The sequence below is a fragment of the Chryseobacterium carnipullorum genome, from assembly GCF_900142785.1.
In the GTDB taxonomy this organism is placed as follows: Bacteria; Bacteroidota; Bacteroidia; order Flavobacteriales; family Weeksellaceae; genus Chryseobacterium; species Chryseobacterium carnipullorum.
On record NZ_FRCD01000011.1, the window covers coordinates 65,504 to 91,737 of the forward strand.

At 38.9% G+C, this 26,234-nt stretch carries 30 protein-coding genes; 14 read left to right on the forward strand and 16 right to left on the reverse strand.

Annotation, left to right across the window (positions count from 1 at the left end; all coding sequences use genetic code 11):
* Nucleotides 1-142: 142 nt before the first annotated feature.
* From BUC06_RS23855 to BUC06_RS13395, 5 genes are all read right to left on the reverse strand, one after another.
* Nucleotides 143-427, reverse strand: coding sequence for a bacteriocin-like protein (locus BUC06_RS23855; RefSeq protein ID WP_073334517.1), 285 nt, complete (start codon nucleotides 425-427; stop codon nucleotides 143-145).
* 322 nt (nucleotides 428-749) lie between these two features.
* On the reverse strand, nucleotides 750-1,781 hold the full coding sequence (arsB, locus tag BUC06_RS13380; protein WP_073334518.1) for an ACR3 family arsenite efflux transporter: 1,032 nt from the start codon (nucleotides 1,779-1,781) through the stop codon (nucleotides 750-752).
* Nucleotides 1,782-1,796: 15 nt separating this feature from the next.
* Nucleotides 1,797-2,414, reverse strand: a complete 618-nt coding sequence (locus tag BUC06_RS13385; protein WP_073334519.1) for a low molecular weight phosphatase family protein — start codon at nucleotides 2,412-2,414, stop codon at nucleotides 1,797-1,799.
* 24 nt (nucleotides 2,415-2,438) lie between these two features.
* Nucleotides 2,439-2,900 carry a DUF6428 family protein gene (locus BUC06_RS13390; RefSeq protein WP_073334520.1) on the reverse strand — a complete coding sequence of 154 codons (462 nt, stop codon included), beginning with the start codon at nucleotides 2,898-2,900 and terminating at the stop codon, nucleotides 2,439-2,441.
* Between the two features lie 58 nt (nucleotides 2,901-2,958).
* Nucleotides 2,959-3,285: an ArsR/SmtB family transcription factor gene (locus BUC06_RS13395; RefSeq protein ID WP_073334521.1), complete on the reverse strand. Its 327-nt coding sequence runs from the start codon at nucleotides 3,283-3,285 to the stop codon at nucleotides 2,959-2,961.
* Nucleotides 3,286-3,453: 168 nt separating this feature from the next.
* On the opposite strand from BUC06_RS13395, the gene map reads away from it, so the two are divergent.
* Entirely contained in the window at nucleotides 3,454-4,218 is a 765-nt protein-coding gene (gene map / locus BUC06_RS13400) for a type I methionyl aminopeptidase (RefSeq protein WP_073334522.1), read from the forward strand.
* Between the two features lie 213 nt (nucleotides 4,219-4,431).
* Here map and BUC06_RS13405 read toward each other — a convergent pair whose 3' ends face one another.
* Nucleotides 4,432-7,485, reverse strand: a complete 3,054-nt coding sequence (locus BUC06_RS13405; RefSeq protein WP_073334629.1) for a DNA polymerase III subunit alpha — start codon at nucleotides 7,483-7,485, stop codon at nucleotides 4,432-4,434.
* A gap of 22 nt (nucleotides 7,486-7,507) precedes the next feature.
* Complete coding sequence (dinB, locus tag BUC06_RS13410; RefSeq protein ID WP_073334523.1) at nucleotides 7,508-8,653, reverse strand: DNA polymerase IV; 1,146 nt, start codon at nucleotides 8,651-8,653, stop codon at nucleotides 7,508-7,510.
* Between the two features lie 426 nt (nucleotides 8,654-9,079).
* On the opposite strand from dinB, the gene BUC06_RS13415 reads away from it, so the two are divergent.
* Entirely contained in the window at nucleotides 9,080-9,862 is a 783-nt protein-coding gene (locus BUC06_RS13415; protein ID WP_073334524.1) for an XRE family transcriptional regulator, read from the forward strand.
* Between the two features lie 22 nt (nucleotides 9,863-9,884).
* Entirely contained in the window at nucleotides 9,885-10,496 is a 612-nt protein-coding gene (locus BUC06_RS13420; protein WP_073334525.1) for an alpha-ketoglutarate-dependent dioxygenase AlkB family protein, read from the forward strand.
* A gap of 11 nt (nucleotides 10,497-10,507) precedes the next feature.
* Here the strand turns inward: BUC06_RS13420 and xth are convergent, their stop codons facing one another.
* Nucleotides 10,508-11,281 carry an exodeoxyribonuclease III gene (gene xth, locus BUC06_RS13425; protein ID WP_073334526.1) on the reverse strand — a complete coding sequence of 258 codons (774 nt, stop codon included), beginning with the start codon at nucleotides 11,279-11,281 and terminating at the stop codon, nucleotides 10,508-10,510.
* A 208-nt stretch (nucleotides 11,282-11,489) separates the two neighbouring features.
* Between xth and BUC06_RS13430 the strand changes: the two genes are divergently transcribed.
* From BUC06_RS13430 to BUC06_RS13440, 3 genes are all read left to right on the forward strand, one after another.
* Nucleotides 11,490-11,717 carry a glutathione synthase gene (locus BUC06_RS13430; protein WP_073334527.1) on the forward strand — a complete coding sequence of 76 codons (228 nt, stop codon included), beginning with the start codon at nucleotides 11,490-11,492 and terminating at the stop codon, nucleotides 11,715-11,717.
* 11 nt (nucleotides 11,718-11,728) lie between these two features.
* Nucleotides 11,729-11,959: a hypothetical protein gene (locus BUC06_RS13435; protein ID WP_073334528.1), complete on the forward strand. Its 231-nt coding sequence runs from the start codon at nucleotides 11,729-11,731 to the stop codon at nucleotides 11,957-11,959.
* 184 nt (nucleotides 11,960-12,143) lie between these two features.
* Nucleotides 12,144-12,710 carry a YciE/YciF ferroxidase family protein gene (locus tag BUC06_RS13440; RefSeq protein WP_073334529.1) on the forward strand — a complete coding sequence of 189 codons (567 nt, stop codon included), beginning with the start codon at nucleotides 12,144-12,146 and terminating at the stop codon, nucleotides 12,708-12,710.
* Between the two features lie 130 nt (nucleotides 12,711-12,840).
* On the opposite strand, the gene BUC06_RS13445 is transcribed toward BUC06_RS13440, so the two are convergent.
* The gene (locus BUC06_RS13445) at nucleotides 12,841-13,278 is read right to left on the reverse strand and encodes a hypothetical protein (RefSeq protein ID WP_073334530.1); all 438 of its coding nucleotides are present in this window, start codon (nucleotides 13,276-13,278) and stop codon (nucleotides 12,841-12,843) included.
* A 28-nt stretch (nucleotides 13,279-13,306) separates the two neighbouring features.
* Complete coding sequence (locus BUC06_RS13450; RefSeq protein ID WP_073334531.1) at nucleotides 13,307-13,651, reverse strand: hypothetical protein; 345 nt, start codon at nucleotides 13,649-13,651, stop codon at nucleotides 13,307-13,309.
* A 203-nt stretch (nucleotides 13,652-13,854) separates the two neighbouring features.
* Here BUC06_RS13450 and BUC06_RS13455 point away from each other — a divergent pair, with 203 nt between their 5' ends.
* From BUC06_RS13455 to BUC06_RS13465, 3 genes are all read left to right on the forward strand, one after another.
* On the forward strand, nucleotides 13,855-14,457 hold the full coding sequence (locus BUC06_RS13455) for a DNA-3-methyladenine glycosylase (protein WP_073334532.1): 603 nt from the start codon (nucleotides 13,855-13,857) through the stop codon (nucleotides 14,455-14,457).
* 212 nt (nucleotides 14,458-14,669) lie between these two features.
* Nucleotides 14,670-16,823, forward strand: a complete 2,154-nt coding sequence (locus tag BUC06_RS13460) for a patatin-like phospholipase family protein (RefSeq protein WP_139263359.1) — start codon at nucleotides 14,670-14,672, stop codon at nucleotides 16,821-16,823.
* 11 nt (nucleotides 16,824-16,834) lie between these two features.
* Entirely contained in the window at nucleotides 16,835-17,503 is a 669-nt protein-coding gene (locus tag BUC06_RS13465; RefSeq protein WP_073334534.1) for a hypothetical protein, read from the forward strand.
* Between the two features lie 30 nt (nucleotides 17,504-17,533).
* On the opposite strand, the gene BUC06_RS13470 is transcribed toward BUC06_RS13465, so the two are convergent.
* Together BUC06_RS13470 and BUC06_RS13475 are read right to left on the reverse strand one after the other, a co-directional pair.
* Nucleotides 17,534-18,931 carry an alkaline phosphatase gene (locus tag BUC06_RS13470; RefSeq protein WP_073334535.1) on the reverse strand — a complete coding sequence of 466 codons (1,398 nt, stop codon included), beginning with the start codon at nucleotides 18,929-18,931 and terminating at the stop codon, nucleotides 17,534-17,536.
* A 122-nt stretch (nucleotides 18,932-19,053) separates the two neighbouring features.
* A complete protein-coding gene (locus tag BUC06_RS13475; RefSeq protein WP_073334536.1) occupies nucleotides 19,054-19,392 on the reverse strand; it encodes a MerC domain-containing protein in 339 nt (112 codons plus the stop codon).
* 194 nt (nucleotides 19,393-19,586) lie between these two features.
* Here BUC06_RS13475 and BUC06_RS13480 point away from each other — a divergent pair, with 194 nt between their 5' ends.
* Nucleotides 19,587-20,078, forward strand: coding sequence for a hypothetical protein (locus BUC06_RS13480; RefSeq protein WP_073334537.1), 492 nt, complete (start codon nucleotides 19,587-19,589; stop codon nucleotides 20,076-20,078).
* Between the two features lie 5 nt (nucleotides 20,079-20,083).
* On the opposite strand, the gene BUC06_RS13485 is transcribed toward BUC06_RS13480, so the two are convergent.
* Together BUC06_RS13485 and BUC06_RS13490 are read right to left on the reverse strand one after the other, a co-directional pair.
* Nucleotides 20,084-20,548: an NUDIX hydrolase gene (locus BUC06_RS13485; protein ID WP_073334630.1), complete on the reverse strand. Its 465-nt coding sequence runs from the start codon at nucleotides 20,546-20,548 to the stop codon at nucleotides 20,084-20,086.
* A 47-nt stretch (nucleotides 20,549-20,595) separates the two neighbouring features.
* On the reverse strand, nucleotides 20,596-21,438 hold the full coding sequence (locus tag BUC06_RS13490; protein WP_073334538.1) for an AraC family transcriptional regulator: 843 nt from the start codon (nucleotides 21,436-21,438) through the stop codon (nucleotides 20,596-20,598).
* A 90-nt stretch (nucleotides 21,439-21,528) separates the two neighbouring features.
* Between BUC06_RS13490 and BUC06_RS13495 the strand changes: the two genes are divergently transcribed.
* From BUC06_RS13495 to BUC06_RS23580, 3 genes are all read left to right on the forward strand, one after another.
* A complete protein-coding gene (locus BUC06_RS13495; protein ID WP_073334539.1) occupies nucleotides 21,529-22,506 on the forward strand; it encodes a polysaccharide deacetylase family protein in 978 nt (325 codons plus the stop codon).
* A 69-nt stretch (nucleotides 22,507-22,575) separates the two neighbouring features.
* The gene (locus BUC06_RS13500) at nucleotides 22,576-22,965 is read left to right on the forward strand and encodes a DoxX family protein (protein WP_073334540.1); all 390 of its coding nucleotides are present in this window, start codon (nucleotides 22,576-22,578) and stop codon (nucleotides 22,963-22,965) included.
* A 220-nt stretch (nucleotides 22,966-23,185) separates the two neighbouring features.
* Nucleotides 23,186-23,353 (forward strand): lmo0937 family membrane protein, encoded by a 168-nt coding sequence (locus tag BUC06_RS23580; protein ID WP_123880729.1) that lies wholly within the window; start codon nucleotides 23,186-23,188, stop codon nucleotides 23,351-23,353.
* 82 nt (nucleotides 23,354-23,435) lie between these two features.
* On the opposite strand, the gene BUC06_RS13505 is transcribed toward BUC06_RS23580, so the two are convergent.
* A complete protein-coding gene (locus BUC06_RS13505) occupies nucleotides 23,436-23,942 on the reverse strand; it encodes a TlpA family protein disulfide reductase (RefSeq protein WP_073334541.1) in 507 nt (168 codons plus the stop codon).
* 1 nt (nucleotide 23,943) lies between these two features.
* A complete protein-coding gene (locus BUC06_RS13510; protein WP_073334542.1) occupies nucleotides 23,944-24,378 on the reverse strand; it encodes a rhodanese-like domain-containing protein in 435 nt (144 codons plus the stop codon).
* Between the two features lie 149 nt (nucleotides 24,379-24,527).
* On the opposite strand from BUC06_RS13510, the gene BUC06_RS13515 reads away from it, so the two are divergent.
* Nucleotides 24,528-26,204 carry an FAD-binding dehydrogenase gene (locus BUC06_RS13515; protein WP_073334543.1) on the forward strand — a complete coding sequence of 559 codons (1,677 nt, stop codon included), beginning with the start codon at nucleotides 24,528-24,530 and terminating at the stop codon, nucleotides 26,202-26,204.
* Nucleotides 26,205-26,234 lie beyond the last annotated feature (30 nt).

The following is a 26,234-nucleotide window of genomic DNA, read 5'->3' on the forward strand; positions in this document are numbered from 1 at the left end:
GCTCAGACTTCTGTTGTTATTAAATGCAAAAATGTAGAAATCTCAATTAAAGCTTTTCACCTGTACTGATGCAGCAATGTTTATAATTCATAAAAAAACCGCTCTTTTCGGAGCGGTATACTTTTTTAATTGCTGGGGTGTCTTAGCAAGTAGATCCACATGAAAGAACCTGGATGTGTACAACACCGTTAACAACGCACTGTACCTGGCATAATGTAGTTCCTACAAGAGTACCTACACCGCTTACAGCACCTCCTACTGTATTCGTTACACCACCTACAACACCACCTACGATAGTGCCTACGCCACCTACTACTCCACCAACTACTCCACCAAGGCCACCGATAACCCCTCCGATGTTATCGAATATTCCGTTACCTGAAATAGTTTTCAATTCGTTTCTGTTTAATTTTTTAAAATTTTTCATGATATAAAATTTGTATGATTATTACATCACTAAGGTAAGAATAATTACAATACCACAGTATTTTTTTTGAAAAAAATAATTAAAAATGTTTATAACTTAATATTTCATTAATATAAACGGTATTTAATGAATATATCATTATTTGACTTATCTTTCTTATTTTTGTGAAAATGAATAATTTACCCTCATTTTTGTTAAATTGGATTGAAGATCCTATCGATTGCCGGCTAAAATTTGCATTTCAGAATTCAGTTTCTGGTATCAAAATAATTCATTCAAAAAGCAAAGCTGTCGCACGGAAAAATAGATTTCGAAAGTCTGTTTAGCGGTAGTATTTTTTCTTTAGCCATAAACTTATCCGGACAAGCACGATTAAAACAGGGACTTCTACCAAAGGCCCTATGACCCCTACAAATGCCTGTGGGGAATGAATCCCGAATAAGGCAATGGCTACAGCAATGGCCAGTTCAAAATTATTTCCGGTTGCTGTGAAAGATATGGACGCATTTTTATCATAAGGCACCTTCAGTGATCTGTTGATAAAGAAGCTTACAAAAAACATCAGGATAAAATATACTGTGAGCGGTAAAGCTACTTTTAAAACATCTAAAGGCAGTTCCAGAATTTTCTCACCCTTGAGACTGAACATTAAGACAATGGTAAATAATAAAGCATATAAAGTCAATGGAGAGATCATGGGAATAAACTTTCTGTTGTACCACTCCACTCCTTTTGTTCTGGTAAGAATATAACGGCTGAAAAAACCTGCCACAAAGGGAATTCCTAAATACATCAGAACGCTTTCCGTTACCTCCTTCATGGATACGCTCACATTGAAAGTAGTCAGACCTAGTTTTCCGGGTAAAACATTGATAAAAAGCCAAACCATAAAGCTATAACTGAAGATCTGGAACACGCTGTTTAAAGCAACCAGCAATGCGCCATATTCGCGATTCCCTTTAGCCAGGTCATTCCATACAAGAACCATGGCAATACATCTTGCCAGACCAATAAGGACTAAGCCGATCATATAATCAGGTTCATTCCTCAGAAAGACCACCGCCAGTACGAACATTAAAACCGGACCTATTACCCAATTCAGCAGTAAAGAAATGCCTATGACTTTTTTATCTCCCAATGCTTTGGGTAAAAGGGAATAGTCTACCTTGGCCAAAGGAGGATACATCATAATGATTAATCCAATGGCTAAAGGAATATTGGTTGTTCCCACCGATAAAGAATGGGCCATATCCGAAATAGCGGGAAAGAAATAGCCGAGCCCAATTCCTGAAAACATGGCCAGAAATATCCAAAGCGTAAGAAATCGGTCAAGAAATTTTAATTTGGGTTGCATACTTTTGTTTTCAATCTATTGCTGTTGTTTTATCTGTGAAAATACGTAGAACATTTCAGCACCTATTTGCAGGCTTTTCTCATGATACACCCTTGTTTGCTCATTCGTACCGTCGGACATTTTAGGATCTTCAAAGGGTATAGAAATACGTTTTTCTGCTCCTGCGATAAAAGGACACTCCCCGTCTGCCTGCGAACAGGTCATCACAGCTGCGAAACCGGAATCCGGATTAAAAGGGCTTTCGTATTTTTTAGAAAAACCAATGACAGGATGTCTGTTTCCATCATATTTTATCGCATATACAGGATTTTCAGTATTGGATATTTTAGAGATTTGACATCCCTGTTCCTGCAATGTTTCTGCGATTTTAGGAAACATAGCCGTTTCTTCCGTTCCCCCTGAATAGCAGAGTACGTTAGGAATATTAAAATAAATACTGCCCATTTGTGCCCAGACTTGCGCCAGATGGCTTCTCCGGGAATTGTGGGTGCAGATAAAATTAATATCTGTCCTTCTTTCGTCTTCTGTTCTTTTTTGGATAAAGTCTATCAATGGCTGTAATACGACTTTTCGTTCTTCCCTGATTTCCTGGTTTTTGAACAGTGCTATTGTTTCGAGTAGTCTAGGATACATCTCTGATTTAATTTAAAGTGGATTTTAACAGCATCCTGAATTTGGAGTACAACAAGAAGTCGCATCAGAAGAAAGTTCTGATCCTTTTTCTGCAGGAATCCCGCAAGCTTCCTGAGCCAGACAAGCGGTTGTTTTGTTTTTAAGGATGAAGTTTTTTCCATTAAATTCAAGGTCGTATTTTCCGATGGTTGTATTTTGGTATTCCACTTCAATTTCTTCATCTTCAATCCCTAATTTTTCTTCCGATAATTTTATGATATTGAGAAGCTTTGCAGGTTTTAGTCTGTGTTCAAAATCATCTGCGTTCCATAGCTGAAAATTCACTGTTTTTTCATTTCGGATAACGCCTCCGCAGTCGATAAAATGCTTTGTCGCCCTTCCTACTTCTGTAACGTGGAAATGTTCCGGTACAAAAGTTCCGTTTTCCAATTGAAATTCAACAGTATCTAACGTTGGTAAAATTTCTTTGATCTCAGATAGTTTCATTTTTTATTTATTATATTGGTTAATTGCAATATTACGATATATTAGATTAAAAAAATGCTTAACAGCATTTCTGATCTTTAACAGAGAGTACAATGTTTGAGAAATAATTTTTCAAAATTCCAAATGTATCTTTATCAATACAATAGCAGATAGCCGTTCCTTCAATATTCCCTTTGATCAGACCTGCATTCTTCAGTTCTTTCAAATGCTGAGATACGGTAGCCTGAGCCAGAGGAAGTTCATTGACAATATCCCCGCAGATACAGGTATCTACTTTAAGTAAATACTCGATAATAGCCACTCTTGCAGGATGGCCAAGCGCTTTGCATATAACGGCAATCTTGTTCTGATGATCGGTAAAGTGGTCCGTTTTGGTGGCTCCCATGATAAATTATTATATCGCAATATTACGATTAAAATTTGGCATACAAAATTATTTTGTGCTTTTTATTGATTTACACTAAGTTCTTGCGAGTAGAATCGATCAGAGATCCTGAAGATTTTGTTAACTTTGCATTTCCCAACACTATTATTAACCGGAAATAACAGAAGTATGTCTATAACCAACGAACAGGAATTAGCAGGAATGCAAAAAGCAAGCGAAGCTGTTGCCTATACTTTAAAAGAAATGATTCAGTACGCTCAGCCTGGTATGACCACCAAAGATCTTGATGAGTATGGAGCGAAGATCCTCTCCGGCTTCGGTGCAAAATCAGCGCCGCATCTTACCTATGGATTTCCGGGATGGACCTGCATCAGTGTAGATCATGAATTTTGCCACGGTATTCCTACCGATAAAAGGATATTGAAAGAAGGAGATCTCATCAACATTGATGTTTCCGCGGAACTCAACGGGTACTGGTCAGACAACGGAGGTTCCTTTGTGATTGGAAAAGATATCCATCAGCACCAGACCTTGGTAGATGCTTCCAAAGACATTTTGCAAAAAGCAATCAACCATATAAAAGGAGGTGTGAAAATAGCTGATATTGGATTTCTGATGGAAACCGAGGCGAAAAAAAGAGGTTTTAAAGTCATTAGAAATCTTGCCGGACACGGTATCGGAAAAAGCCTGCATGAACAGCCCGATGAACTCATGAATTACAGAAACCGGTACGATTCAAGAAGATTCAGGAAAAACTCTGTGGTAGCAATTGAAACATTTATCTCTACAACCTCCAATATTGCCGTAGAGCTTAACGATGGATGGACGATGGTAGGCAACAAAGGCGGATATATGGCACAACACGAACACACCATTGTAGTTACCGACGGAAAACCCATCATTTTAACTGAAATGAATGAGATATTGAACTAGATGATTCTTGCCTCCGAAGTAAAAATGACATTTAGATTTACACAAAGAGATCCCGGATTTTATCAGTTCGCGACTTTTTACTGAAATGACTACCGTATACTTTGATACTTTTCTGAATTGCTTTAAAATAATAGTAGGAATCCTGCAAAATGAATGGCTACTAATACTTCATTTTAACAAATGGCTTACTTTTCCAGATAATAAAGGATAATTTTACTGGAATTTCTGCCTTGGCAATCCAATCTCATGTGCCTGAGGATAAGGTTTTCTGGAGGTCATGCTCACATCTTCTCTGATCTGCCGGTGAATATCATACTGCTTATCTTTGTCATAAGCATATCTTGGGTCCGGAATCATAGGCATTTTCGCCATTTTATGAATGGTGATCGTTGGAAAATGATAATCCACTTCTACAGTTCCCAGCAGCAGATAACAGCCTCCACCCTGAAATGGGTATTCATTCAGGCTGTCCGGAAAATGGGCCGTATCAAAATAATCTCCGTTTACATCGATCCAGGTTCCGAAATACATCGTTCCTTTTTTGGTCGGCACATGTTTTCTGGAGATCAGATAAGCCATCATTTTTACCTGCTTTTTATGATGCAGTACCAAGTCTTTTACCATTACAGAGCCTCTGTATGAAGTCTTCAGCAGATCAAACGGAATACAGGAAACCGGAAATCCGATGATCTCAATTTCATCAAAGGCATCTTCAAAATTTTCCCGCTTCAGTTGAGGAAGTTTGTATTCCTGAACCGGTTCCTCTATCAGCAAAAGGCCTCTGTTTTCAGGTTTAAAATTAATTAAAAGCAGACGGGCTTCTACCAGAAGCTCATTCTTCGGTTGCCCTGTAAAACGGAATGCGCCGATAAAAATAAGCGTTTGAATGGTTTCAATACCGATTGGAATGCGGCGGATAAAATCTTCCAGTGACTGAAAATTTCCGTTCTTATGACGTTCCTCGGCAATTCCATGGGCTAATCTGCTTTCAAGTCCCTGAAGAAGCATAAATCCAAGATAGATCTCTTTTCCTCTTAATACCGTCTGATATTCACTGGTGTTGACACAGGGCGTCTGAACAGAGGCTCCGGACATTTTAGCCTCATGAATATACACCTCCGTTCTGTAAAATCCCCCCTGATTATTAATGACCGAAACCATGAATTCCAGCGGATAATACACTTTCAGATAAAGGCTCTGATAGCTTTCTACCGCATAGGAAGCCGAATGTGCTTTACAGAAAGAATAGCCCGCAAAAGATTCAATCTGACGATAGGCTTCAGCAGTCAGCTGCTCGGAATGTCCTTTGCCTTTACAGGAAGCAAAGAAATTAGCCTTTACCTCCTGTAGCTTTTCCAGCGAACGGCCTTTTCCACTCATCGCTCTGCGGAGAATATCTCCGTCCGCTAAAGACAATCCTCCAAAATACTGGGCGATTTTAATCACATCTTCCTGATACACCATGATGCCGTAGGTTTCCTTCAAATGATCTTCAAACACCGAATGAAAATATTCAAATTGATCGGGATGATTATGCCTGAAAATATATTCTCTCATCATCCCACTTTGGGCAACTCCCGGTCTGATAATCGAAGAAGCCGCAACGAGTGTTCTGTAATCTCCGCATTTTAGTCTTCTTAAAAGTCCCCGCATCGCAGGAGATTCAATATAAAAGCATCCGATGGTTTTTCCCTGAGCCAGATGTTCATTGGCCAGTGCTTCATTTTTAGAAATAGTAGTATCCCGGATATCCATCGTAATGCCTCTGGTTTCTTTGATTAATTTCACGGTATCATTGATCGTTCCCAAGCCTCTCTGGGAAAGAATATCAAATTTTTCCAGTCCTATATCTTCTGCGGTGTACATGTCAAACTGAACAATAGGAAATCCTTTTGGCGGCATTTCCAGTGCCGTAAAGTTGGTGATCGGTTCTTCAGAGATCAGAATCCCGCAGGCATGCATACTTCTTTGGTTGGGAAATTTTTCCAGCAGCTTGCCATATTTAGCCACCCTATCTACGACCTTATTCCGGTCATGGGCTTCCACAGATTGGGTGGTAAGGCTGTCCAGTTCTTCTTTAGGCAGTCCAAAAACTTTTCCAACCTCACGGAATATCGATTTGTATTTGAATTCTACATTAGTTCCGCAGAACGCAACATGCTCTTTTCCATACCGGTCAAAAATATACTGCAACATCGGGTCTCTCTCCTGCCAGCTCCAGTCGATATCAAAATCAGGAGGTGTATTTCGGTTAAGATTCAGAAAGCGTTCAAAATAAAGATCAAGTTCCAGTGGGCAGATGTCGGTAATTCCTAAACAGTAACTGACTATTGAATTTGCACCGCTCCCCCGTCCCACATGCATAAATCCCATCCTGTTGCTGTAACGGATGATGTCCCAGGTAATCAGAAAGTAAGAGCAGAATTTAAGCTCATGGATGACTTTCAGTTCTTTTTCTATCCTTTTTCTGGCCTCTTCATGATCTAACCCATAGCGCTTTTTCAGGCCTAAATAAGCAAGTCTGGTCAGGAATTTCAGATCACTTTCTCTCGATTTTGTAAAATTCAGTTGATTTCTGACCTTTTTAAAATCAAATTCAAAACTGCAGCTGCTGAATATATTTTTTGTATTCTGAATGATCTCCGGATATCTCTGAAATGCTTCCAGAATGCTTTTTTCAGCCCTCAGATATTCAGATTTCCGGCATATTTCGGTTTCTTCAAGCTTACTAAGCAATGTGTTGTGATCGATGGCTCTAAGGATGCGGTGAAGATGGTATTCTTCTTTAGTACTGAAGGTGACCGGCTGGAGAATGACCATTCTGGAGATTAACCTCTGAAATTCAGGGCGGATAAGAAGCGTAAGTTCCTCTTCCCGGATTCCAATGAATTCATTGTCTTTAAGGACTTCAGGGATATTTTCCAGAGGATAAATTACCAATACCTTATCAAATTCAGGAGCCATTTCACATAAGTCCTTCCCATTGCAATGATAGTCTGTGATCATCTTATTGACCTCTCCGATACCACTGAATTCTTTAGCCACCGTAATATAAAGAAGTCTGCCGTCTTTTCTGATCTCTACCCCCGCAATGGGTTTGATTCCCTTGTTCTCACATTCTTTTTTAAATTCATAAATGGCGGTAACTGTATTGATATCCGTAAGCACCAGTTCACTGATGCCCAGTGCATGTGCCTGAGCAACCAGTTCTTTTACCGATAAAGTTCCGTAACGGAGGCTGTGATAGGAATGACAGTTGAGAAACATAATCTGCAGATTTTTTTGAGGGTTATTTGCCGAAGTCAAAGCCGGAAGCTCTGCCTACCGCATCGGAGCCAAAGCGGTTTTTGAGGTCATCCATAGCCTGATAAAGACTCATTTGCTCTTCTGTATCTTCAAAAAGATTCATCTGGTGACTGCCATGAACGAGTCCTGTAAAACGAAGTCCCACCAGACGAAGTCTCATTCTTCTGGTATATGCTTTATTAAACAGATCCAAAGCAACCCTTGCCAAAGTATGGTCTGCAGATGTATAGGCTACTCTGGACTGTTTGGTTTCGGTATCAAAATTGGCATAGCGGATCTTTACAGCCACAGTGGAAGTCAGCCACTTTTCTTTTCTCAGCTGATACGCCAGCTGTTCAGCCATTCCGGATATTAATCTTTTTAATTCCGGGATATCCATCGTATCGGAAGTGAAAGTTCGTTCCGTGGATATTGATTTTCTTTCAGAATAAGGAATGACAGGATTTTCATCGATTCCGTTGGCTTTCTTCCACAGTTCACTGCCGTTCTGCCCGATCATCTGCTGAAGAACCAGCACCGGCATTTCAGATAAGGTCTGGATGGTACGGATTCCTACCCGTGAAAGCAGCTGAAAGGTTTTGTCTCCTACCATCGGAATTTTTTTAATAGACAGCGGATTCAGAAAAGGCTGGACTTCCTGAAGTTTGATTTCCATTTTTCCGGGTTTGGCTTCTCCGGTTCCGATTTTGGAAACTGTTTTATTGGTGGATAGTGCAAAACTTATGGGAAGTCCTGTTTCTTTGGTTACGGCCGAAGCAATTTCGTCGGTCCATTGATAACATCCGAAAAATTTATCCATCCCGGAGAGATCCAGATAGAATTCATCAATACTGGCTTTTTCCATCAGGGGTACCTTTTCCCGGATAATATCGGTGACTGTATGAGACAGTCTTGAGTACATTTCATGATCCCCGCGCACAACTTTAGCATCCGGACAGAGTCTGAGCGCCATCCTGATCGGCATAGCAGAGCGTACCCCGAAATGGCGTGCTTCATAGGAACATGAGGCCACAACGCCTCTGTCCCCACCTCCTATGATCAAAGGGATTCCGTCAAATTTAGAATTGACAAGACGCTCACAGGATACAAAAAATGTATCCAGGTCCATATGTACAATCGCACGTTCCATGATGCAAAATTAGATATGTTTTGAATCAAACTTTGCATTTTGTTTGATATATTTCGTATCAATATTTGTTTTTTGAGAAATGATAAGGGTTTTCCTCTATGAAAACAGGATGAGATAAAATGGGTAATAAATAGCAAAAATATTTCCCACAGGTCACACGGATTACACCGATTCTATTTTGAATGATCCAATTATTTACAATTCAATGCAAACATCTGCTCGATCGATGGAATCTTTAGCAAATCAAAGATCCAAGTAAAACATTGGCATCAATCATCATCTGAGTCTATAGAACAAAAAATTCTGGCTAAAAATCCTCAAAACGTTTAATATTAGAATTAATCGGCAATTAACCCATTTTATTTGCCTAAAATGAATGGGTATTTTGAATCATAATTTGTATTTTTGTTGATATATTTCGTATCAATGTCAATTTTTTCAAATAATATTCGTTTTTTAAGAGGAAAAAGAAACCTCTCTCAGCAATCTGTAGCCACTGAACTGGTTATATCACGCGTACGGTACTCCAAATATGAAAACGGGGTCTCTGAACCACCTATTGAATTGCTTGTCAAAATATCCAAATATTTTCATGTAAGCATCGATCTTCTGGTATCGGTAGACATCCGTAAATACCCGATGGAAGAAATGCTGAAACTGCCGGACAACAGAATTGTCCTTCCGGTAGCTGTAGACCATCTTGGAAATGATACCATTGAGATCATTCCGCAGAAAGCATCCATGGGATATCTTGAAGGATACAGCGATATCGGTTATATCGAGAGCCTGCAGAGAATTGCCCTTCCCTTCCTTACTAATGGTAAATACAGAGCTTTTCCGGCAGACGGGGATTCTATGCCGCCATTCAGAAACGGGTCTTATATCGTAGGAAAATATGTAGAAGGTATCAATGATCTTAAACCGGGAAAAACTTATGTTTTCATTACCTTAAATGACGGGATTACCTACAAACGTTTTAAAGAAATAAAAGGAAATGCAGTGTCTGTAAGTGCCGATAACTCATTCTACGAACCGTATGACATTCCGTTTAACGAAGTGGTAGAAATCTGGCAGTATGCTTCAGGGATTTTTCCGGAAGATTTTGAACCGGGTGATTACGAAAGCTATAATTTCAAAGAAATGTTCCGCGAACTGAAGCAGGATATCAAAGATCTGGACAAAAAAGTTTCGGGGCGCCGGAAATCTTAATAACGCTAATGCATGGAGTGTAATGGGCCAGTTAAGTTTATTTGATTCAGAAGAATACTTCCGGTTTCCGAAAGAACTGCTGGAATATACTGACCATTTTCTGCCGGAGTATGAAGCTTCTCAGCTGGAGGAGCTTCTGATTCGTGTGGCTCCGTGGAAGCAGAGAACTCAGAAAATGTATGATAAAATGGTTCTCACTCCACGACTGACAGCCTGGTATGGAGATGAAAGCAGAACCTACAAGCTGGGTGGAAATGATTTTAATGTCAATTCCTGGTTACCGGAATTATTAGCTTTAAAACAGAAGATAGAAGAATACTCCGGATATCAGTTTAATTCTGTTCTGCTGAATTTATACCGCGACGGTAATGATTCTGTGGCATGGCACCGTGATAAAGAAAGCGAATTGGGAAACCGCCCAGTCATTGCTTCTGTAAGCCTCGGGCAGGTCAGAAATTTTGATTTCCGTAAAGCAGATGACCACCGGAATAAATACAGCTTACCTCTTCAGCATGGATCACTGCTGATCATGAAAGGCGATTTACAGTTGAATTGGGAACACCGGATTGCAAAATCAGCCAAGACTATGAAGCCGCGGATCAATCTTACGTTCAGGTTGGTGAACGAAGTTTAGGGATGGGTATTTTATTTATCCAATTCGATCCAGACAGGGGCATGATCACTGCTTTTTGTCCAGCCACGGACATGGCGGTCTACTCCACCGGATTGTAAGCTTGAATGCAAATAAGGACTCAACAGAATGTGATCCAGTCTGATGCCTGCATTACGGTCATAGGCTTTGTAAAGATAATCCCAGAAGGTGTAAACTTTTTCAGCAGGATAGAGCGTGCGTATAGAATCCAGCCAGCCTTTATTCAATAATTCATTATATGCTTTTCTTACTTCTGTTCTGTATAAGGCATCATTTTCCCAGCGCTCAGGTTTGTAAACATCTTCAGGTCCCGGAATTATATTAAAATCACCTATAATGATGGCGGGAAGTTCCATTTTGATGAGCTGATGAGTTCGTTTTTTTAACCGCTTGATCCAGTCTAATTTATAGTCAAATTTAGGTCCCGGATAAGGATTTCCGTTGGGGAGATACAGACAGCATATCACCATTTGATCAATAATAGCTTCAATATAACGGCTTTGCAGATCTTCTGAATCTCCGGGTAAAGTATTCTGAACTTCTGTGATTTCAAGGTCTTTTGCAAGGATTGCTACCCCATTCCAGCTTTTCTGTCCTTTCCAAATCGCCTGATAACCTGCAGCATTAATTTCTTTTACAGGAAACCGTTCCTGGGGAGCTTTTAATTCCTGAAGGCAGACAATATCCGGCTGAGCTTCTTTCAGCCACTGCAATAATACGGGCAAACGACCATTGATTCCGTTTACATTATAGGTTGCTATTTTCATAGGTAAAAGGCTGTAGATTATTTTTACAGGTGCAATAATTATTCCAGCCTGTTGAATAATAATTGATTACAACTCCTGAAGAAGATAAGTTCAATCATAACTCCGACACACTTAATCTTGATTTTTTTTCACTCCGATTCAGGTTAAATAATAAGTTGACTGATATTGGCATAGTTTATTCATTAGCTTAAAAAATAAAACCGTCCCCATGTCTAGTAAAAATTTCACAAAAACACAATTCGTACTGAATAATGATAATCAGTATCAGCTTGAATATAGCATTGAAGAAATCGGCCAGGGATCTAATTTAACCATTGAAAGGAAAAAAGAAGATGGAGCATTTGAAACCGTTCAGGCGATGATTACCCGACTGAATGATCGCGTTTTTATCCAATGGAGTGAGCCTTTTGACGGAAGACTTATTTTTGAAAACTAAAAAAATATCTTATGAAATATAGTGAAGCCTTACAATATAAGAAAGAAGCTTTGGAAAAAGCGGATGAATCCGTACGGCAAAGTTACCATATCATCATAACACCTGCTGATACCGCTGAAAGTGCAAAATACATTGAAGATTTTTCAAAAAAACCTGATGAATTTAAGGACAACAGCTGTAAAAAATACTCTTCCAACGACGAATATGAAGTCGTAAGCTTCAGGAAAGAAGCGGAAGAATAATAATAAAATCTAGTACTTTCTTCCCGGATATTACGAAATCAGAGTCTGCTTCTGATCAGCAAAATAATATTCCGGACCTGTGGAATTAGTCATATCACCTACCACATCAGTACCCGGAAATGGAAGCTGGTCTTATAATTGCAGCTATCAATCATCAAATATTAATCACTAAACTATAATTATTATGGAAAAGAAAAAAACAGCAGGAAAAACAGCGTCGAAAACTGTGGCGAAAAAAACAGGTAAAACTCCGGCTAAAAAAGATGCTGCCAAACAGCTTAAAGATTTGTTTGAAGATTCACTCAAAGACATTTACTGGGCAGAGAAAGCTCTTGTAAAAGCGCTTCCTAAAATGCATAAAAATGCTACGGATAAAAAACTAAAAGCAGCTATTGAAAAGCATTTTAATGAAACTCAGGTTCATGTAAAAAGACTGGAAGAATGTTTTGCTTCCCTTGGCAAAAAGGCTCAGGCTAAAAAATGTGATGCGATGCAGGGATTACTGGATGAAGGAAAAAGCATTATGGAGGAAACTGAACCGGGCGCAGTAAGAGATGCAGGGATTATTGCTGCTTCTCAGAAAGTAGAACATTATGAAATTGCCACTTACGGATCGCTGGCTGCTTATGCTAAAGTTTTGAAAGAAAAAGACTGTCTTAATAACCTTTTGGCCACTCTTGCCGAAGAAAAAAAATGCGATGCCTTGCTGACAAAAATAGCAGATACCGCTCTTAACAGCAAAGCAAAATAATAAGGTAAAGAAGCTGGAGGCTGGAGGTGCGAAGATAGTATGTCATAAAGGCAAACAAGCCGAACCGTAACCTCCAGCTTCCTGTACCTTCTTCTATTTTTTTACAAAAATTCTTATTTTTAAACTCCTATTAATGGTTCAGACGATCTATTTCCCTGTTGATCTTTATCCAGTGGATACTGTCTGACCGATGAAGTTCCTGATCAAATTGCTTTTTCCAGTTCTTCCCCAATTTTTTTTCAAGACTTTTAAAATACATAGCATTGGAGCGTTCATATTCCTTTTGTAATTGGGTAATGCTGTCGGTTACTTCACAGCCGGTTTCTATCCTTTCATAGCATAAATTCCATTTTTTCACCAGACTGTCAATACCGTCATAGGCTCCTTGAGGTGGAAGTTCACCAATCCTGATATCTTTCCAGCAAAGAGATTCTGCGGAGTGTACTGCCTTTTTTGATGCGTCGGGTTGACAGGCCGTAAGCATTAAAAACATTCCTGCTATTGATAGCCCGATAGGTTGCCGTTTTCTTGCATGCCTCTTTACCACTAAGATATTTGATGTTTCCATAATAGAAATTTATATCATGATCACTGGATCAGCTTATAAAGTCCAGCAAACGTTTTCTTGTAATGACCTGATTTCTTTGATAGAATTCCTCGTCATCCAAACGTGCCAGTGACTCTGTAGATTGTACAGACAGCCAAGCGACGAATACATCCCGCGTTTTAAAAACGGTTGGCGCATGAAAATCACCGTCATATAATTCTCCGTATAAAAAGTGATGATCCTCATTTATTTTCATACCCATCCCGCAATAATCACGGTGGCCGTAGCCCAGAACATTCCCTTTCAGCAATTGATCTGCAACAAGATTGGCGAGCTCATAGCCAAATGCTGTTGTATCCGGCTCCGATTCACCTGAAAAATGATAGCTGTTCATCAATATTATTTTAATGTCAATATTCTATCTAAAGTAAACCATTCAGGTTTTAAATCAATCATTTTAGATATTTTTTTTAGTCAATTCTGTTTTTTTTACCTAACCATTTAAAAAAGATCTTAACGATTTCCGGAGTCTTGAATATTTTGAGAATCAATGTCAGATGTTTACATTTGTTGATCTTAAACGGCAAATAAAAAAAATTGAAACTCTCTCTTTCTTATTATCTGAATCAGGATGTCCTGTTTCTGGCCAAAGATCTTTTGGGTAAAGTTCTTTTCACGGAGGTCAACGGTGACATCACAGCAGGTATCATTGTAGAAACTGAAGCCTATTTCGGGGTGGTGGATAAAGCGTCTCATGCTTATGGCGGCCGTCGTACGGAGCGTACGGAAACCTTATACAGTCAGGGTGGTATTTCTTATGTTTACTTGTGCTATGGAATTCATCATCTTTTTAATGTAGTAACCTCTATTGAAGGTGAACCCCACGCAGTACTGATACGGGCTGTAGAACCTCTAGCCGGTAAAGAAATCATGGAACTCAGACGGAATATATCTGCTGATAAGCCTGCTGTTTCATCCGGACCCGGCTCTGCGGCGAAGGCTTTAGGCATCAACCGTTCCTTTAATAAAAAAGACCTGACTGAAAATGAAATATGGATTGAAGATCATGGGATCCGATATGCTCCTGAGATGATTGTTGCAGGACCCCGTATTGGAGTTGCTTATGCTCAGGAAGATGCTTTGCTGCCATGGCGTTTTTACGTTAAAGGAAATCCATATGTAAGCAAGCCCAGATCGTAGCGATTCCAAACGCTCTTTTTTCCCATTTCCCCATTTTCAATACATGGATTGTATGGCTATCAAAAAGTACCCTTTTGTGTAATAGCTTCGTGCAGATGGTCTTAGTAATTTTAGTATAGAATTGATAGCTGTAAAATATTTTCGGATGTTGCCTCTCACAGAACATTTACAGTATTATTCAAGGAATTACAATAATCCTAAATACAATGATCATGGAAGAAGAATTAAAAGTGGAGCAATTTACAGGTGCTGTTGCCCATCTCGTAGCTCATCTTAAAACACTTTACAAACACAAACCCCTAAAGGTTTCTGATGTGATAGACAATATTGACTGGAATGATCCGGCAAAAGAAAAACTTCTTGAAAAATACAATATCAGTAAAGAACCGCGTCAGTATGTAGACCTTATCCAGGAAGGTGGCGGAGTACACGGAATTGCACTGGCCGGATATACCTATATACTGGAGAAAATGGGTATATCATTTTTAAACAGTGCAGGAACAAGTGCAGGAGCCATCAATACAATGATGCTCAATTGTGTCTACTCACAGCGGGATGCCATTATGATGGGCGAAAACCAGGAATTTATAGACCGCTATTACGAAACAAGATCTGAAAAAATTCTTGAGTACCTTTCAAAAAAAGACCTAACAGAACTTGTTGACGGACATCCTTCATGGAGATCTCTCATTTTGAGAATATTTTCTAAACGGGAAAGAAAACCCATTTTAGACAAAATACAATGGAAGACTAAAATTTCTGCGTATTCTTTTGCTTTTTTTCTGATTACCATGATTGTCGCCGCGATAGGAGTAGGAATTCTCTCGGGTGAGATCGCCAGGTGGCAGATATGGATTCACCGTTTACTCATCATTTTAGTAATTGGATTCGTGATCTCTCTGTATCTGATCATTAAAAATCTCATGGTTCTTAGGCTGCTTTATTTTCATAGTGAAAAAATGGGTATTAATCCTGGTGATAATTTTAAAGAATGGATAAAAACCCTCATGGAAGAAAATAAGATAATAAGTGTGGCTGACCTTAAAAATAAAATGCTAAAGGAAAATGATCTTTACCGATGTGAATATCCCAAACAGAATCAGGACTTTGATATTTCTTTAACTTCATCAGGGGAAAAAAACGAAGGCAACGAAAAGCTTTTAAATATTACCAAAGACATTAATGATTCGAAACTCAAAATGGCAGCGGGATCTCCAGAGGAAGAAGTCGTGGAAAGTGCCAGACAGAAAAACGAAGACCTTATCAATTGGGAAAATTTAAAGATGTTTTTGATTGACGAAGATATCAAAAAGACGATCGATAATTATCTGAAGGTAAAGAATTTCTACACCGAAGAACAGGATTTTGTAGACGCTCTGCTGGACCAGATTATCATTGATATCAAATATTTCAATCAGGTTAGCTGGCAGGATCTGAAAACCATCAATGATCAGCTTATTGATAAAAATCTTATTCCTATTAATGCTAATGAAAAACTGATCGAACGGATTATTGGAGAATTATTTAAAAACACCTATGCGATTGTGAATGCTGAAGGACATCGATTTCCTCAGCAGCTCGTGGTCGTTGCAGCCGATATTACCAATCAGATTAAAGTAGAATTTCCTGGAATGCATGAATTTTACTGGGGAAATGATGAGTCTATTTCTCCTGCAGAATACGTAAGAGCATCCATGTCGATCCCTTTCTTTTTCAAGCCCTACAAGGTAACGATGTCTAATACACAGCTGATCAATATCAATAATACATGGAAAGTGAAACTGGGTGCCTACAAAAATTTTATTCAGAGCAATAATGAAGTACTCTTTGTAGATGGAGGTGCATTGTCCAACTTTCCCATCAATGTATTTTACAGCAATACCCACTCTATTCCTACCCGCCCTACTTTCGGAATTAAACTGGAATATGACAATGATGATCTGTATAAACTGATTGATAACGAGGCAAAACTAGCACTCTCCATGATTTCAACGATGAGGTATTTCTATGACCGCGATTTTCTGATCAGAAACAGCAATTTCAAAAAAACAGTCCGCAGTGTAGATACGGGAAGTATCAGCTGGCTGAACTTTAATCCTTCTGACAGTGAAAAGATAGAATTATTCTACAGAGGTGCCCTTGCTGCAGCGATTTTTCTGTCCGGGAAAAATCTGACTTTTGAGGAAAAAAACAAACTGATGCAGAAAGCCCATAAAGACTTTGGTATTACAGACTTTAGAACGGAGGATTTCATCTATCCTGATATTTTCTTTAATTGGGAAAGCTACAAAAAAGAAAGAGGAATCGCTGAAATCTATAAAAACCTGAGTCCCAAAATGAAGGAAAAATCAAGTTTCACCCACTAAAATTTTTAATCATGATAACGATCTTAAACTATCATCTGGATTTGCCGGTTTGCATTCACAATTTTGATCAGCTGGTTTTGTGGCTGGTCATTTTAACCTCTATCGGAACCATCACAACCGGTGCTTATCTGGCTTCCTTTTCGAAAGGTTTTCTTTATGCGGTGAAAACCTATGAGCATAAAAATGGGTTCAAAAGATTTTCTTTAACTGATCTTCAGCTTCCGTTCAGCAAATCTCACTTTAAAAAGCTTCTATTGGGTATGAGTTCCAAAACGAACAGCATCATTCACAAGGCGTTAAAAGCAGATGCGCTATTTATGCCTTTTGCTTACGGAAGTCTGCTTTTGCTATTCTTTTATTTCTGGTTGAGATTTACCAGTCAGCCTGATCCTAACCCGGTCATTCTTTCAATGTTGCTGAACTGCTGGTATTTCCCTTTGATTGCTTATGTCATGGATATCTTTGAAAATAATTTTACCGCCTCGCTTCTAAAAAAACTGGAGATTCTTAAACAGGAAAAAACCACCAATTATGAGGACAGAAAATTAAATGAAAGTGATAAGAGTCAGTTAATTTCAAGATTCAGGATCAAAATACTCATTGCCTCAGGCCTGAAATGGCTGACTGCTATTTTAAGTATTGGCATTATACTAACCGCATTATGCATTCTTCTTGTATGAGAAAATCTGAACCTGAACCGGGTGAATAGTCTACACCTGTGCCGCTTTCAACATCAGATAATGCAGATCTGTATTCTTGATAAAAGCTGGTAAAAGCTCTCTTCCCGGGCCATACACCGCAACTTCAACATAATCTCCGGAATGATCCATACTGATCCACCCTACAGAATTATGCTTTTTCTGAATATCAGAATACGCTTTAAATGGTAGTTTCTTATAATTGTAAAGCCCGGCTTCCTGCTTTTCGAGCCCTGAATAAAAACTGAGTAAGTGTTGGGCTTCATCATCTGCAAGGCTAATTCTATTCGTCTCATAGATCCAGTCTTTCATCTTCTGAAGATTGAAATCAGGATGAATAGCATTCAGAATATACTCGTTGGTGTACCGATACCCGGAGATACTGTTAAAATTTTTGGTGGCATCCGGTCCGTAGATCGTTCCGGGATTCGCGTTTCCATGATCTGTGGTAATGATCACCAGTGTATTCCCTTCTTTTTCCGCAAAATCTGTTACTGTTTTTACCGCTTCATCAAAGGCCAGCTGATCATGAATTAAAGCCGCGATATCATTGGCATGAGCTGCCCAGTCTACTTTCCCGCCTTCCACTTGTAAAACAAAGCCTTCTTTATGGTCTTTCATCTGATCAATGGCTGTTTGCGCCATTTCCGCCAGAGAGGGAGTACTTTGCAGTTCAGGAATATGCGCCCTGTCAATAGCATAAGGCAAAGCTCCGGAATTGAAAACCCCTACTATTTTTTTCCCTTTTTCTATATTTTTAAGATCGTTCTTATTTTTAAGGATCTGATATCCTTTTTGTCTGTACAGGCTGTACACATCTTTTTTATCTTCTCTTTTCAGAGGATTAAAGAATTCGTCACCACCACCCATCATCACATCAAAACCTATCTCAGCATACATTTCTGCAATTTCATTTTCTGCATTCCGGCTGTCTGAATTCACACAGAAACCGGCTGGTGTCGCGTGGGTAATTGTTACCGTCGTTACACACCCAGTCTTTTTTCCTGCTTTTTTAAACTTTTGCCATATTGGAACATGCTTTTCCCCATTGGCGCCAACATTCAGGACTCCGTTTTTTACCCGAAATCCTCCTCCGAAAGAAGAACTTGCCGCCGCAGAGTCCGTAACGATAGAACTTGCAGAAGCTGTATCCATCAAAGCCCTGGACACTTTATGCTCATGGTACAGATTCATCCAGTTACCGTTTTTGCCCAAAATATTCTGAGAATATAAATTAGCCATGGCCAAAGTACCGGAGCTCATTCCGTCACTGATCATGAAAATAATATTCTTTGCCTTTTTCTTAGGATCGGGAATGTTTTTTCCGTTGCTGGCAAAAAAATCAACCGGATTTAAAGTGAGCAGGCCTGACAATAATGCTGAACCTTTTAAAAATTTACGTCTGTCCATTTTGATAAAATTTCGGAATGCAAGTTAAAGGGTAATTTTAACTAATGAAATAATGTTGCATTAATTTATTATGAATTTTAGCCAAATATTAAATCGTTTCTATTCTTTACTTTAACTTCAAATTAATGTTTGTGATTCCTAAAGTTAATGAGATGACCTGCAATCAACCCTGCTGCCCCGGCATACATTAAAGGAATATGGATCTCAAAGATAAAATCCACCGTAACGGAAATCGCAATAAGCATAACGGAAGTCCAAAACAAAAGTTTCAGCCATCGGTTTGTCATATGCTTTGTTACTCTGTACACCACTACAGCACCTATTACAAGAAAGGCCATATCTATATAAGGGTTGTGCGATATCCCCAAAGGAATAATCATTAACAAAGGAAAAGCAATACAGTGAATAAGACACAAAACCGCAGCAGAAATACCTACTGCATCAAGAATTTTTGATTTCATAAAATAAAGGGATTAAATTTCTTATAGTAACCTTGTTGCAAAAGTAAAGATAAAATATCAAATAACGCAACTGTGTTGCGATAAAATAAATTGATTTCTGATGAATAAACCAAAGCTGATATTTTAAATAAGATTAAAGTTGGGTAAAGTAAATAAAAGTGTTATTTTTATTTTTTGAAAAGAAAACACTTACTATGCCGACTGAAGCTTCCCATAAGCTGATTCCGATGACAGATTTTGTTATTGAGTATTACTCTAACGAAGGATACGCCGATCTTCAGACCTTAAGTCTGATGAAAAACTATGCCAATTTTCTAAGAAAACCTTTAACACTGGAAATGTTTGTTCCTGTAGATCAGAAAGGAAATGTCCTGAAAGAGCCTAAAAATTATCTGGAATGGAAATCTCTTGAACATAATCATGGAAAAAGAAAAAAAACTGAAGGATTTGAGGAATATGTACAATACCAGAAGGCAGAACAGAACTGCCTGTTCGATGGTTTTACGATAGGCTACAACGGGTATTCCGTGGTAAGAATTGTCGCTTCTTATGATGAGTCTGTAGAGCTCTCTTTTAATAAAACGGATCTCATGTCGGCCGCATTTGCAGATGTTGAATCCCTTACAGTTTTTGACACCATATACTTAACTACTCATGCTTTAAAAGCTATTGGAATAAAAAAATAATAAACTTATTCCCCTTCAGACAGCTTTCTTTCCAATTCTTCTATAAAGGCAGCCTGTGCCATGTTGATTTTCATTTTGGCCTCTGCTGAACTGAACCATTCCCATTGGTCTACTTCGGGAATTTCAATCATTCTGGAAGATCTGGGAGGCCATTCTATCTGCACGGTATTGCTGTAAAGTCCCGATGTTTCAATATCACCCTCTAATGCCCATGCATAAACCGTTTTACCACCCTTCTGCTTAACAGGCTGTAATGCTATAAATTCTCCTTCTTCGGTTTGTCCGGTTTCTTCTTTAAACTCAATCAGAGCACGTTCCAGCAGGTCTTCACCAGGTGAAACCTCTCCTTTTGGAATCGACCATGCTCCTGCCTCTTTATTCTTCCAAAACGGCCCGCCCGGATGAACCAGAAAATAATACCAATTATTTTCTTCTCTTTTAAACAATAAAATGCCTGCACTTGTTTTCATCGTTTTAAGATACATTATTTTAAAAGAACAACCCATGATCATGCTGACTAATCCTCTTTTCTAAATGCTGAGGGCGACTTACTTTTATGAGCCCTGAAAATTTTATTAAAATGACTGGCATCATTGAAGCCAAGCTGATCTGCAATTTCATTGATGTTATAGTTACTCTGCTTCAAAAGTCTTTCCGCAGCTTTCATTTTCTGCTGCATCACATGTTGCTGGACAGAAAATCCTGTCTGCTTTTTAATATAAATACTGATGTAATTTGGGGAAAGCATAAACTCTCTGGCAAGATATTCCAGCTTCATTTTGTCTGGATCCATTGCATGAACATTGATGTAATATAAAATCTTTTCCGTCTGGTTCAGCCCTTGTGATATCCTTTCCATACCGCCATTATTCATCGCATTTCTGATCACAATAGTCATGATTGCTGAAAAAAGATCGGCAGAAGTTTCCCTGCTGTAATAACTTTTATTGCTGAATTCATAAAGAAGAATCCTTGCCAGCTGGAGCAGATGTTCTTGATCTGCTTTATTCCTGATTGCCGATTCATAAACAAAAGAACGGTCTTCCATCAGAAGCTGAATCACCTTGCTTAATTTGCTTTTTTTATCGCTCTGCAACTTTTCCCACAGCTGTTGTTCTGTAAATTTGATGTAAATGAATTTTGTTTTGTTTTTAATGGAAAACTCGTGCGCATCACTGGGTCTGAGCAGAAAAACGTCCCCTTTTTTATACATAAAGGTGAGTCCGTTCAGGTGATGGGTCCCCTTGCCGCTTTCAACCACAATCAGTTCATAGAAATTATGATTGTGGTATTCAATATCCCAAACCTCTTTTTCAATACTGAATACATTGAAAGAACTGAAATTCACAATACGCTTCATACAGAATGGATTTTTACAAATTTAGTATAAATTTTTACAACAGACCGCAACTGTTTATTGGGCAATTTTGCAAAATAAAACCATTTAAAAATGAAATATTTAAAACATTCAGCATTCCTGATTGCATCTGCAATAGTATTCGTTTCATGCATGGATAAGAACGGGAAAGAAAAAACCGGCCAATCTGTAAAAACAGAAAAATCATCCAAAAAGCACTGGCCCAACGGCGCCCAACTGGTTATTTCAGTATCCATGCAGTTTGAAACAGGTGGACAACCTGAAGGCGCAGAAAGCCCGTTCAGTGGAACTCCTCTTCCTAAAGGACAACCAGATCTGGCTGCGGAAAGCTGGTATCGCTACGGAGCCAATGAAGGCATCTACCGCATGCTTGATCTTTGGAAAAAATACGATATTAAAGTAACTTCTCACGTAGTAGGGTCTGCTGCCGAAAGATATCCGGAGATTGCAAAAGCCATTGCAACAGGAGGACATGAAATTGCTGCCCACGGCATGATCTGGGATAATCAGTGGAACAAAAACTATGCAGATGAATTAAAATTTGTAAAAGACGGAGTAGAAACAGTAAAAAAAATCACCGGACAAAAAGCAGTAGGCTATAACTGCAACTGGCTCAGAAGAAGCCCGAATACCTTAAAAGTCCTTCAGGAAGCAGGGCTTCTTTATCACATCGATGATCTGAGCCGTGATGAGCCGTTTATCACCAAAGTGAACGGGAAAAACTTTGTGGTCATGCCGTATACCCTTCGGAATAATGATATTGTGAATATAGAAGGGAAAAACTGGAGTCCTGATCAGTTTCTGGCGCAGTTAAAATTCGAGTTTGACCGTTTGTATGAGGAAGGAGCTTCAAAAAGAAGGATGATGAGCATCAGTTTTCATGACAGAATTGGAGGTACCCCGGCAATGGTTCATGCGATGGAAGAATTTATTAAATATACTCAGGAAAAACAGGGTGTTGTTTTTATGCGTAAAGATGATATTGCCAAAATGGTGGTAAACGATCCCGCAACTCCCATCGATACTAGTGAGGAAAAGTATAATAATTAGTATCCGTACGATTTTGTTTGAATGAACTGAAATCTTCCTTTCCAAAAAATCAATTTAAAAATCAATACGATGAATAAAAATATCGCTTATTTTCTTTTACGGTTGTCCATGGGGGTGAATCTTTTGGGCCATGGTCTTGCCAGAATTCCTAAACTTTCTGTTTTTGCAGACGGAATGACGAAAGGTTTTGAAAAAAGCTGGCTTCCTCAGCCATGGGTACAGATATTCAGTACTACACTACCCTTTCTTGAGTTTGGTATTGGCCTGATGCTTATTCTTGGTTTTAAAACCCGTCTCGCTAATTTTGCAGGAGCAGGACTCATCATCATGCTGCTTTTTGGAAGCAGTACGGTTGAAAACTGGGAAGCCATGGGTATACAGATGATTTATGCAGTATTCTTTTACATTCTGATCAGCAGATTAGAAGATAACTGCTATTGTGTGGATCCTAAAATATAATTTTTTGAAAAGGGACAGAAATTAAAATCTGTCCCTCTATTTTTTTAGATTTTATCTTGTAAGACTTTATCTGTAAGTGTTTTAATGATTTTTAAAATCACCTGATTTTCTTGATTTATTTCTATTAATAAAACAGTATAGGTACCACATTTTCAAATTTACAATCATAAAGGCATAGAATGTGTATTATTTAAGGCAAATAACATTAAAATTTAAAGTCATGAGAAATTTATTATGGTTAGTAGCGGTCATCTGTATCGTAGTTTGGCTTCTGGGAATGTTGGGCATTGTGCCGGGAATCAGTACCGGTTATTTAGTGCATGTTTTATTGGTGATTGCCATTATTGTAGTTCTTTACAATATCATTACGGGTAAAAAACCACTTTAATTATAATTGAAGCTTTTACTGAGTATCAAATAGAAAAACGGTCAGAAAATATTTTTCTGACCGTTTTTTATATTTTTATACTTTATTTTGAAGTAAAATAGTTGTAGATCAATTCTTCCAGCTCCTTGCCATGAAGATTTTTAGCAATAATTATCCCTTCTCCATTGATGACAACATTAAAAGGAAGTTCCTCAATTTCGTAAGCTTTTGCCACCGGGCTTTTCCAGAATTTCAGATCACTCACCTGAATCCATTTGATGCCGAAGCGGTCTATCGCTTTTTGCCAGCTCTCTTTATTTTTATCTAAAGAAACACCGAGGATTTCAAACTTCTGCCCTTTCACCTGTTCAGAGAAAGTTTCATATAACGCTTTAAGTTCAGGCTGCTCCCCGACACACGGAGCGCACCAGGTAGCCCAAAAGTCGATCAGTACCATTTTTCCTTTTAATGATGAAAGGGAAAAAGAACTGCCATCCGTTCTGGACAGAGTAATTTCCGGAGCCTGTTGTCCGATTTCTATTTTAGATTGTTGTGCGGTGAAATAGCCCGTAAAAATCAGTACAGAAAAGAAGGTTATAAAAGCTCTCATATTAATCGTTTGTAGGATAATCTTTATCCAGCCAATCTGCTTTGATGTTTTTTGGAAGGTTTAAGAGTTTGGCATTTTTGAATCCCATTTCCTGTAACAATTTAAAGGCAGGACGAATGTTCGGACATTTTACAAAGGGACAGCATCCGCAATAAATAACCACTTCCTTTCCTTTAGGAATATTTTTAAGATAGTTTCTTAATTTTTCAAGATTTTCAGGTTCATGGGTAGGACCAATATCCACTGAACCTTTGATAATGGCTTCCGGACCAACGGAAATAATCACCACATCTTTTGTTTTATTTTCGGTAATTCTTGCTGCCAGAAGCGCCGGATCCATAAGCTGACTTTCATTCCAGGGATCCTGTTTTTGCTGGGCAGAAAACTGGCTGAACATAGAGCATACCAGAAAAGCCATCATAAACAAATATTTCATTTTTCTAATTTTAACAAAGATATGAATTTAGCGGTGAGCTTTATGATGAGCATAATGATGTTTGACGCTTTTTAAGCGATCTGAGTCCAAATATTTTATATATTTATTCTAGAATACAGAGTACGTACCAACAAAAGCAAATCAATACAATGGAAGAAAAATTCCACCCTGATGTTATCATTGTAGGCACCGGATTAGCCGGGCTCACGGCTGCTATGGAAATTACCAATATCGGGAAAAAAGTACTTCTTCTGGACCAGGAAACAGAACAGAATATCGGCGGACAGGCATTCTGGTCGTTTGGAGGGCTTTTTCTGGTCAATTCTCCGCAGCAACGCAGATTAGGAATTAAGGATTCTTATGAGCTTGCCCTTCAGGACTGGAAAGGAACAGCAGGATTTGACCGTAAAGAGGATTACTGGCCAAGGAAATGGGCTGAAGCCTACCTTAAATTTGCTGCCTATGAAAAGTACAGCTACATTTCTAAACTGGGAATCAAACTGATGTTTATGGTAGGATGGGCAGAACGAGGAGACGGATCAGCAACGGGTCATGGAAATTCTGTACCCCGTTTTCATGTCAGCTGGGGAACCGGAACCGGTGTTGTGAAACCTTTTGTAGATAAAGCGTATGAAGCTCAAGAAAAAGGGCTCTTGCAAATGAAATTCAGGCATAGAGTGACTGAACTTATTCTGGAAAATGATAAAATCAAAGGTGTTAAGGGCGACATCCTTGAAAATGACGATAAAGAAAGAGGGGCTGCTACCAATAGAAACATCCTATCACCATTTGAATATCGCGCCGCTCATACCATTGTTGCCTCCGGAGGAATAGGGGCCAACCATGAATTGGTGCGGAAAAACTGGCCGGAAAGATTAGGAAAAGCTCCCGAAAATATGATATGTGGTGTTCCTGCCTATGTAGACGGCAAAATGATTGGGATTACAGAAAATTCCGGAGCACATATTATCAATCCGGACAGAATGTGGCATTATACGGAAGGGATACAGAACTGGAATCCGATATGGCCGAAACATGGCATCAGAATATTGCCTGGTCCTTCTTCCCTGTGGTTCGATGCTAAAGGTAACCGTTTTCCCGCTCCTTTCCTGCCTGGATTTGATACATTGGGAACTCTTAAACATATACAGAATACAGGATTTTCCTATTCCTGGTTTATTTTGACCCAGAAAATTATTAAAAAAGAATTTGCTCTTTCAGGATCGGAACAGAATCCGGATATTACCAATAAAGACTATACTCTTTTTCTGAAAAGGATCTTTGGAAAAAAAGCGCAGGGACCTGTAGAAGCTTTCAAGGAGCATGGAAAGGATTTTATTGTTTCGGATGATCTGCAGGATCTTGTCAAAAGGATGAATGAGCTGTCGGGTGATCATCTTTTGAATTATGAAAAAATTAAAGAACAGATCGAAGCCAGAGACCGGGAACTGGACCATAAGTTTTCGAAAGATACTCAGGTGAATTATATCCGTAATACAAGAAATTATATAGGAGATCAACTCAGTCGTGTGGCCGCTCCGCATAAGATATTAGATCCTAAAAATGGTCCCCTGATCGCTGTGCGCCTCAATATTCTGACCCGAAAAACACTGGGCGGAATAAAAACCAATCTTAACGGCCAGGTTTTAAGAGAAGATGACACGGTGATTGAAGGTCTTTACGCAGCAGGAGAAGCCGCTGGTTTTGGAGGAGGAGGAATGCATGGCTACCGGGCTCTGGAAGGAACATTTCTCGGGGGTTGTATCTTTTCCGGAATGAAAGCCGGACAATATATTGCCGGGCTAAAAAAGAATTCTGATTCTTAAAAGGCGAATAAACCATCTTGCTTTGTAAGC

Coding starts and splice junctions, on each gene's coding strand:
- BUC06_RS23855 (WP_073334517.1), bottom strand. CDS start 427: ATGAAAAATTTTAAAAAATTAAACAGAAACGAATTGAAAACTATTTCA.
- arsB (WP_073334518.1), bottom strand. CDS start 1,781: ATGCAACCCAAATTAAAATTTCTTGACCGATTTCTTACGCTTTGGATA.
- BUC06_RS13385 (WP_073334519.1), bottom strand. CDS start 2,414: ATGTATCCTAGACTACTCGAAACAATAGCACTGTTCAAAAACCAGGAA.
- BUC06_RS13390 (WP_073334520.1), bottom strand. CDS start 2,900: ATGAAACTATCTGAGATCAAAGAAATTTTACCAACGTTAGATACTGTT.
- BUC06_RS13395 (WP_073334521.1), bottom strand. CDS start 3,285: ATGGGAGCCACCAAAACGGACCACTTTACCGATCATCAGAACAAGATT.
- map (WP_073334522.1), top strand. CDS start 3,454: ATGTCTATAACCAACGAACAGGAATTAGCAGGAATGCAAAAAGCAAGC.
- BUC06_RS13405 (WP_073334629.1), bottom strand. CDS start 7,485: ATGTTTCTCAACTGTCATTCCTATCACAGCCTCCGTTACGGAACTTTA.
- dinB (WP_073334523.1), bottom strand. CDS start 8,653: ATGGAACGTGCGATTGTACATATGGACCTGGATACATTTTTTGTATCC.
- BUC06_RS13415 (WP_073334524.1), top strand. CDS start 9,080: ATGTCAATTTTTTCAAATAATATTCGTTTTTTAAGAGGAAAAAGAAAC.
- BUC06_RS13420 (WP_073334525.1), top strand. CDS start 9,885: ATGGGCCAGTTAAGTTTATTTGATTCAGAAGAATACTTCCGGTTTCCG.
- xth (WP_073334526.1), bottom strand. CDS start 11,281: ATGAAAATAGCAACCTATAATGTAAACGGAATCAATGGTCGTTTGCCC.
- BUC06_RS13430 (WP_073334527.1), top strand. CDS start 11,490: ATGTCTAGTAAAAATTTCACAAAAACACAATTCGTACTGAATAATGAT.
- BUC06_RS13435 (WP_073334528.1), top strand. CDS start 11,729: ATGAAATATAGTGAAGCCTTACAATATAAGAAAGAAGCTTTGGAAAAA.
- BUC06_RS13440 (WP_073334529.1), top strand. CDS start 12,144: ATGGAAAAGAAAAAAACAGCAGGAAAAACAGCGTCGAAAACTGTGGCG.
- BUC06_RS13445 (WP_073334530.1), bottom strand. CDS start 13,278: ATGGAAACATCAAATATCTTAGTGGTAAAGAGGCATGCAAGAAAACGG.
- BUC06_RS13450 (WP_073334531.1), bottom strand. CDS start 13,651: ATGAACAGCTATCATTTTTCAGGTGAATCGGAGCCGGATACAACAGCA.
- BUC06_RS13460 (WP_139263359.1), top strand. CDS start 14,670: ATGGAAGAAGAATTAAAAGTGGAGCAATTTACAGGTGCTGTTGCCCAT.
- BUC06_RS13465 (WP_073334534.1), top strand. CDS start 16,835: ATGATAACGATCTTAAACTATCATCTGGATTTGCCGGTTTGCATTCAC.
- BUC06_RS13470 (WP_073334535.1), bottom strand. CDS start 18,931: ATGGACAGACGTAAATTTTTAAAAGGTTCAGCATTATTGTCAGGCCTG.
- BUC06_RS13475 (WP_073334536.1), bottom strand. CDS start 19,392: ATGAAATCAAAAATTCTTGATGCAGTAGGTATTTCTGCTGCGGTTTTG.
- BUC06_RS13480 (WP_073334537.1), top strand. CDS start 19,587: ATGCCGACTGAAGCTTCCCATAAGCTGATTCCGATGACAGATTTTGTT.
- BUC06_RS13485 (WP_073334630.1), bottom strand. CDS start 20,548: ATGAAAACAAGTGCAGGCATTTTATTGTTTAAAAGAGAAGAAAATAAT.
- BUC06_RS13490 (WP_073334538.1), bottom strand. CDS start 21,438: ATGAAGCGTATTGTGAATTTCAGTTCTTTCAATGTATTCAGTATTGAA.
- BUC06_RS13495 (WP_073334539.1), top strand. CDS start 21,529: ATGAAATATTTAAAACATTCAGCATTCCTGATTGCATCTGCAATAGTA.
- BUC06_RS13500 (WP_073334540.1), top strand. CDS start 22,576: ATGAATAAAAATATCGCTTATTTTCTTTTACGGTTGTCCATGGGGGTG.
- BUC06_RS23580 (WP_123880729.1), top strand. CDS start 23,186: ATGAGAAATTTATTATGGTTAGTAGCGGTCATCTGTATCGTAGTTTGG.
- BUC06_RS13505 (WP_073334541.1), bottom strand. CDS start 23,942: ATGAGAGCTTTTATAACCTTCTTTTCTGTACTGATTTTTACGGGCTAT.
- BUC06_RS13510 (WP_073334542.1), bottom strand. CDS start 24,378: ATGAAATATTTGTTTATGATGGCTTTTCTGGTATGCTCTATGTTCAGC.
- BUC06_RS13515 (WP_073334543.1), top strand. CDS start 24,528: ATGGAAGAAAAATTCCACCCTGATGTTATCATTGTAGGCACCGGATTA.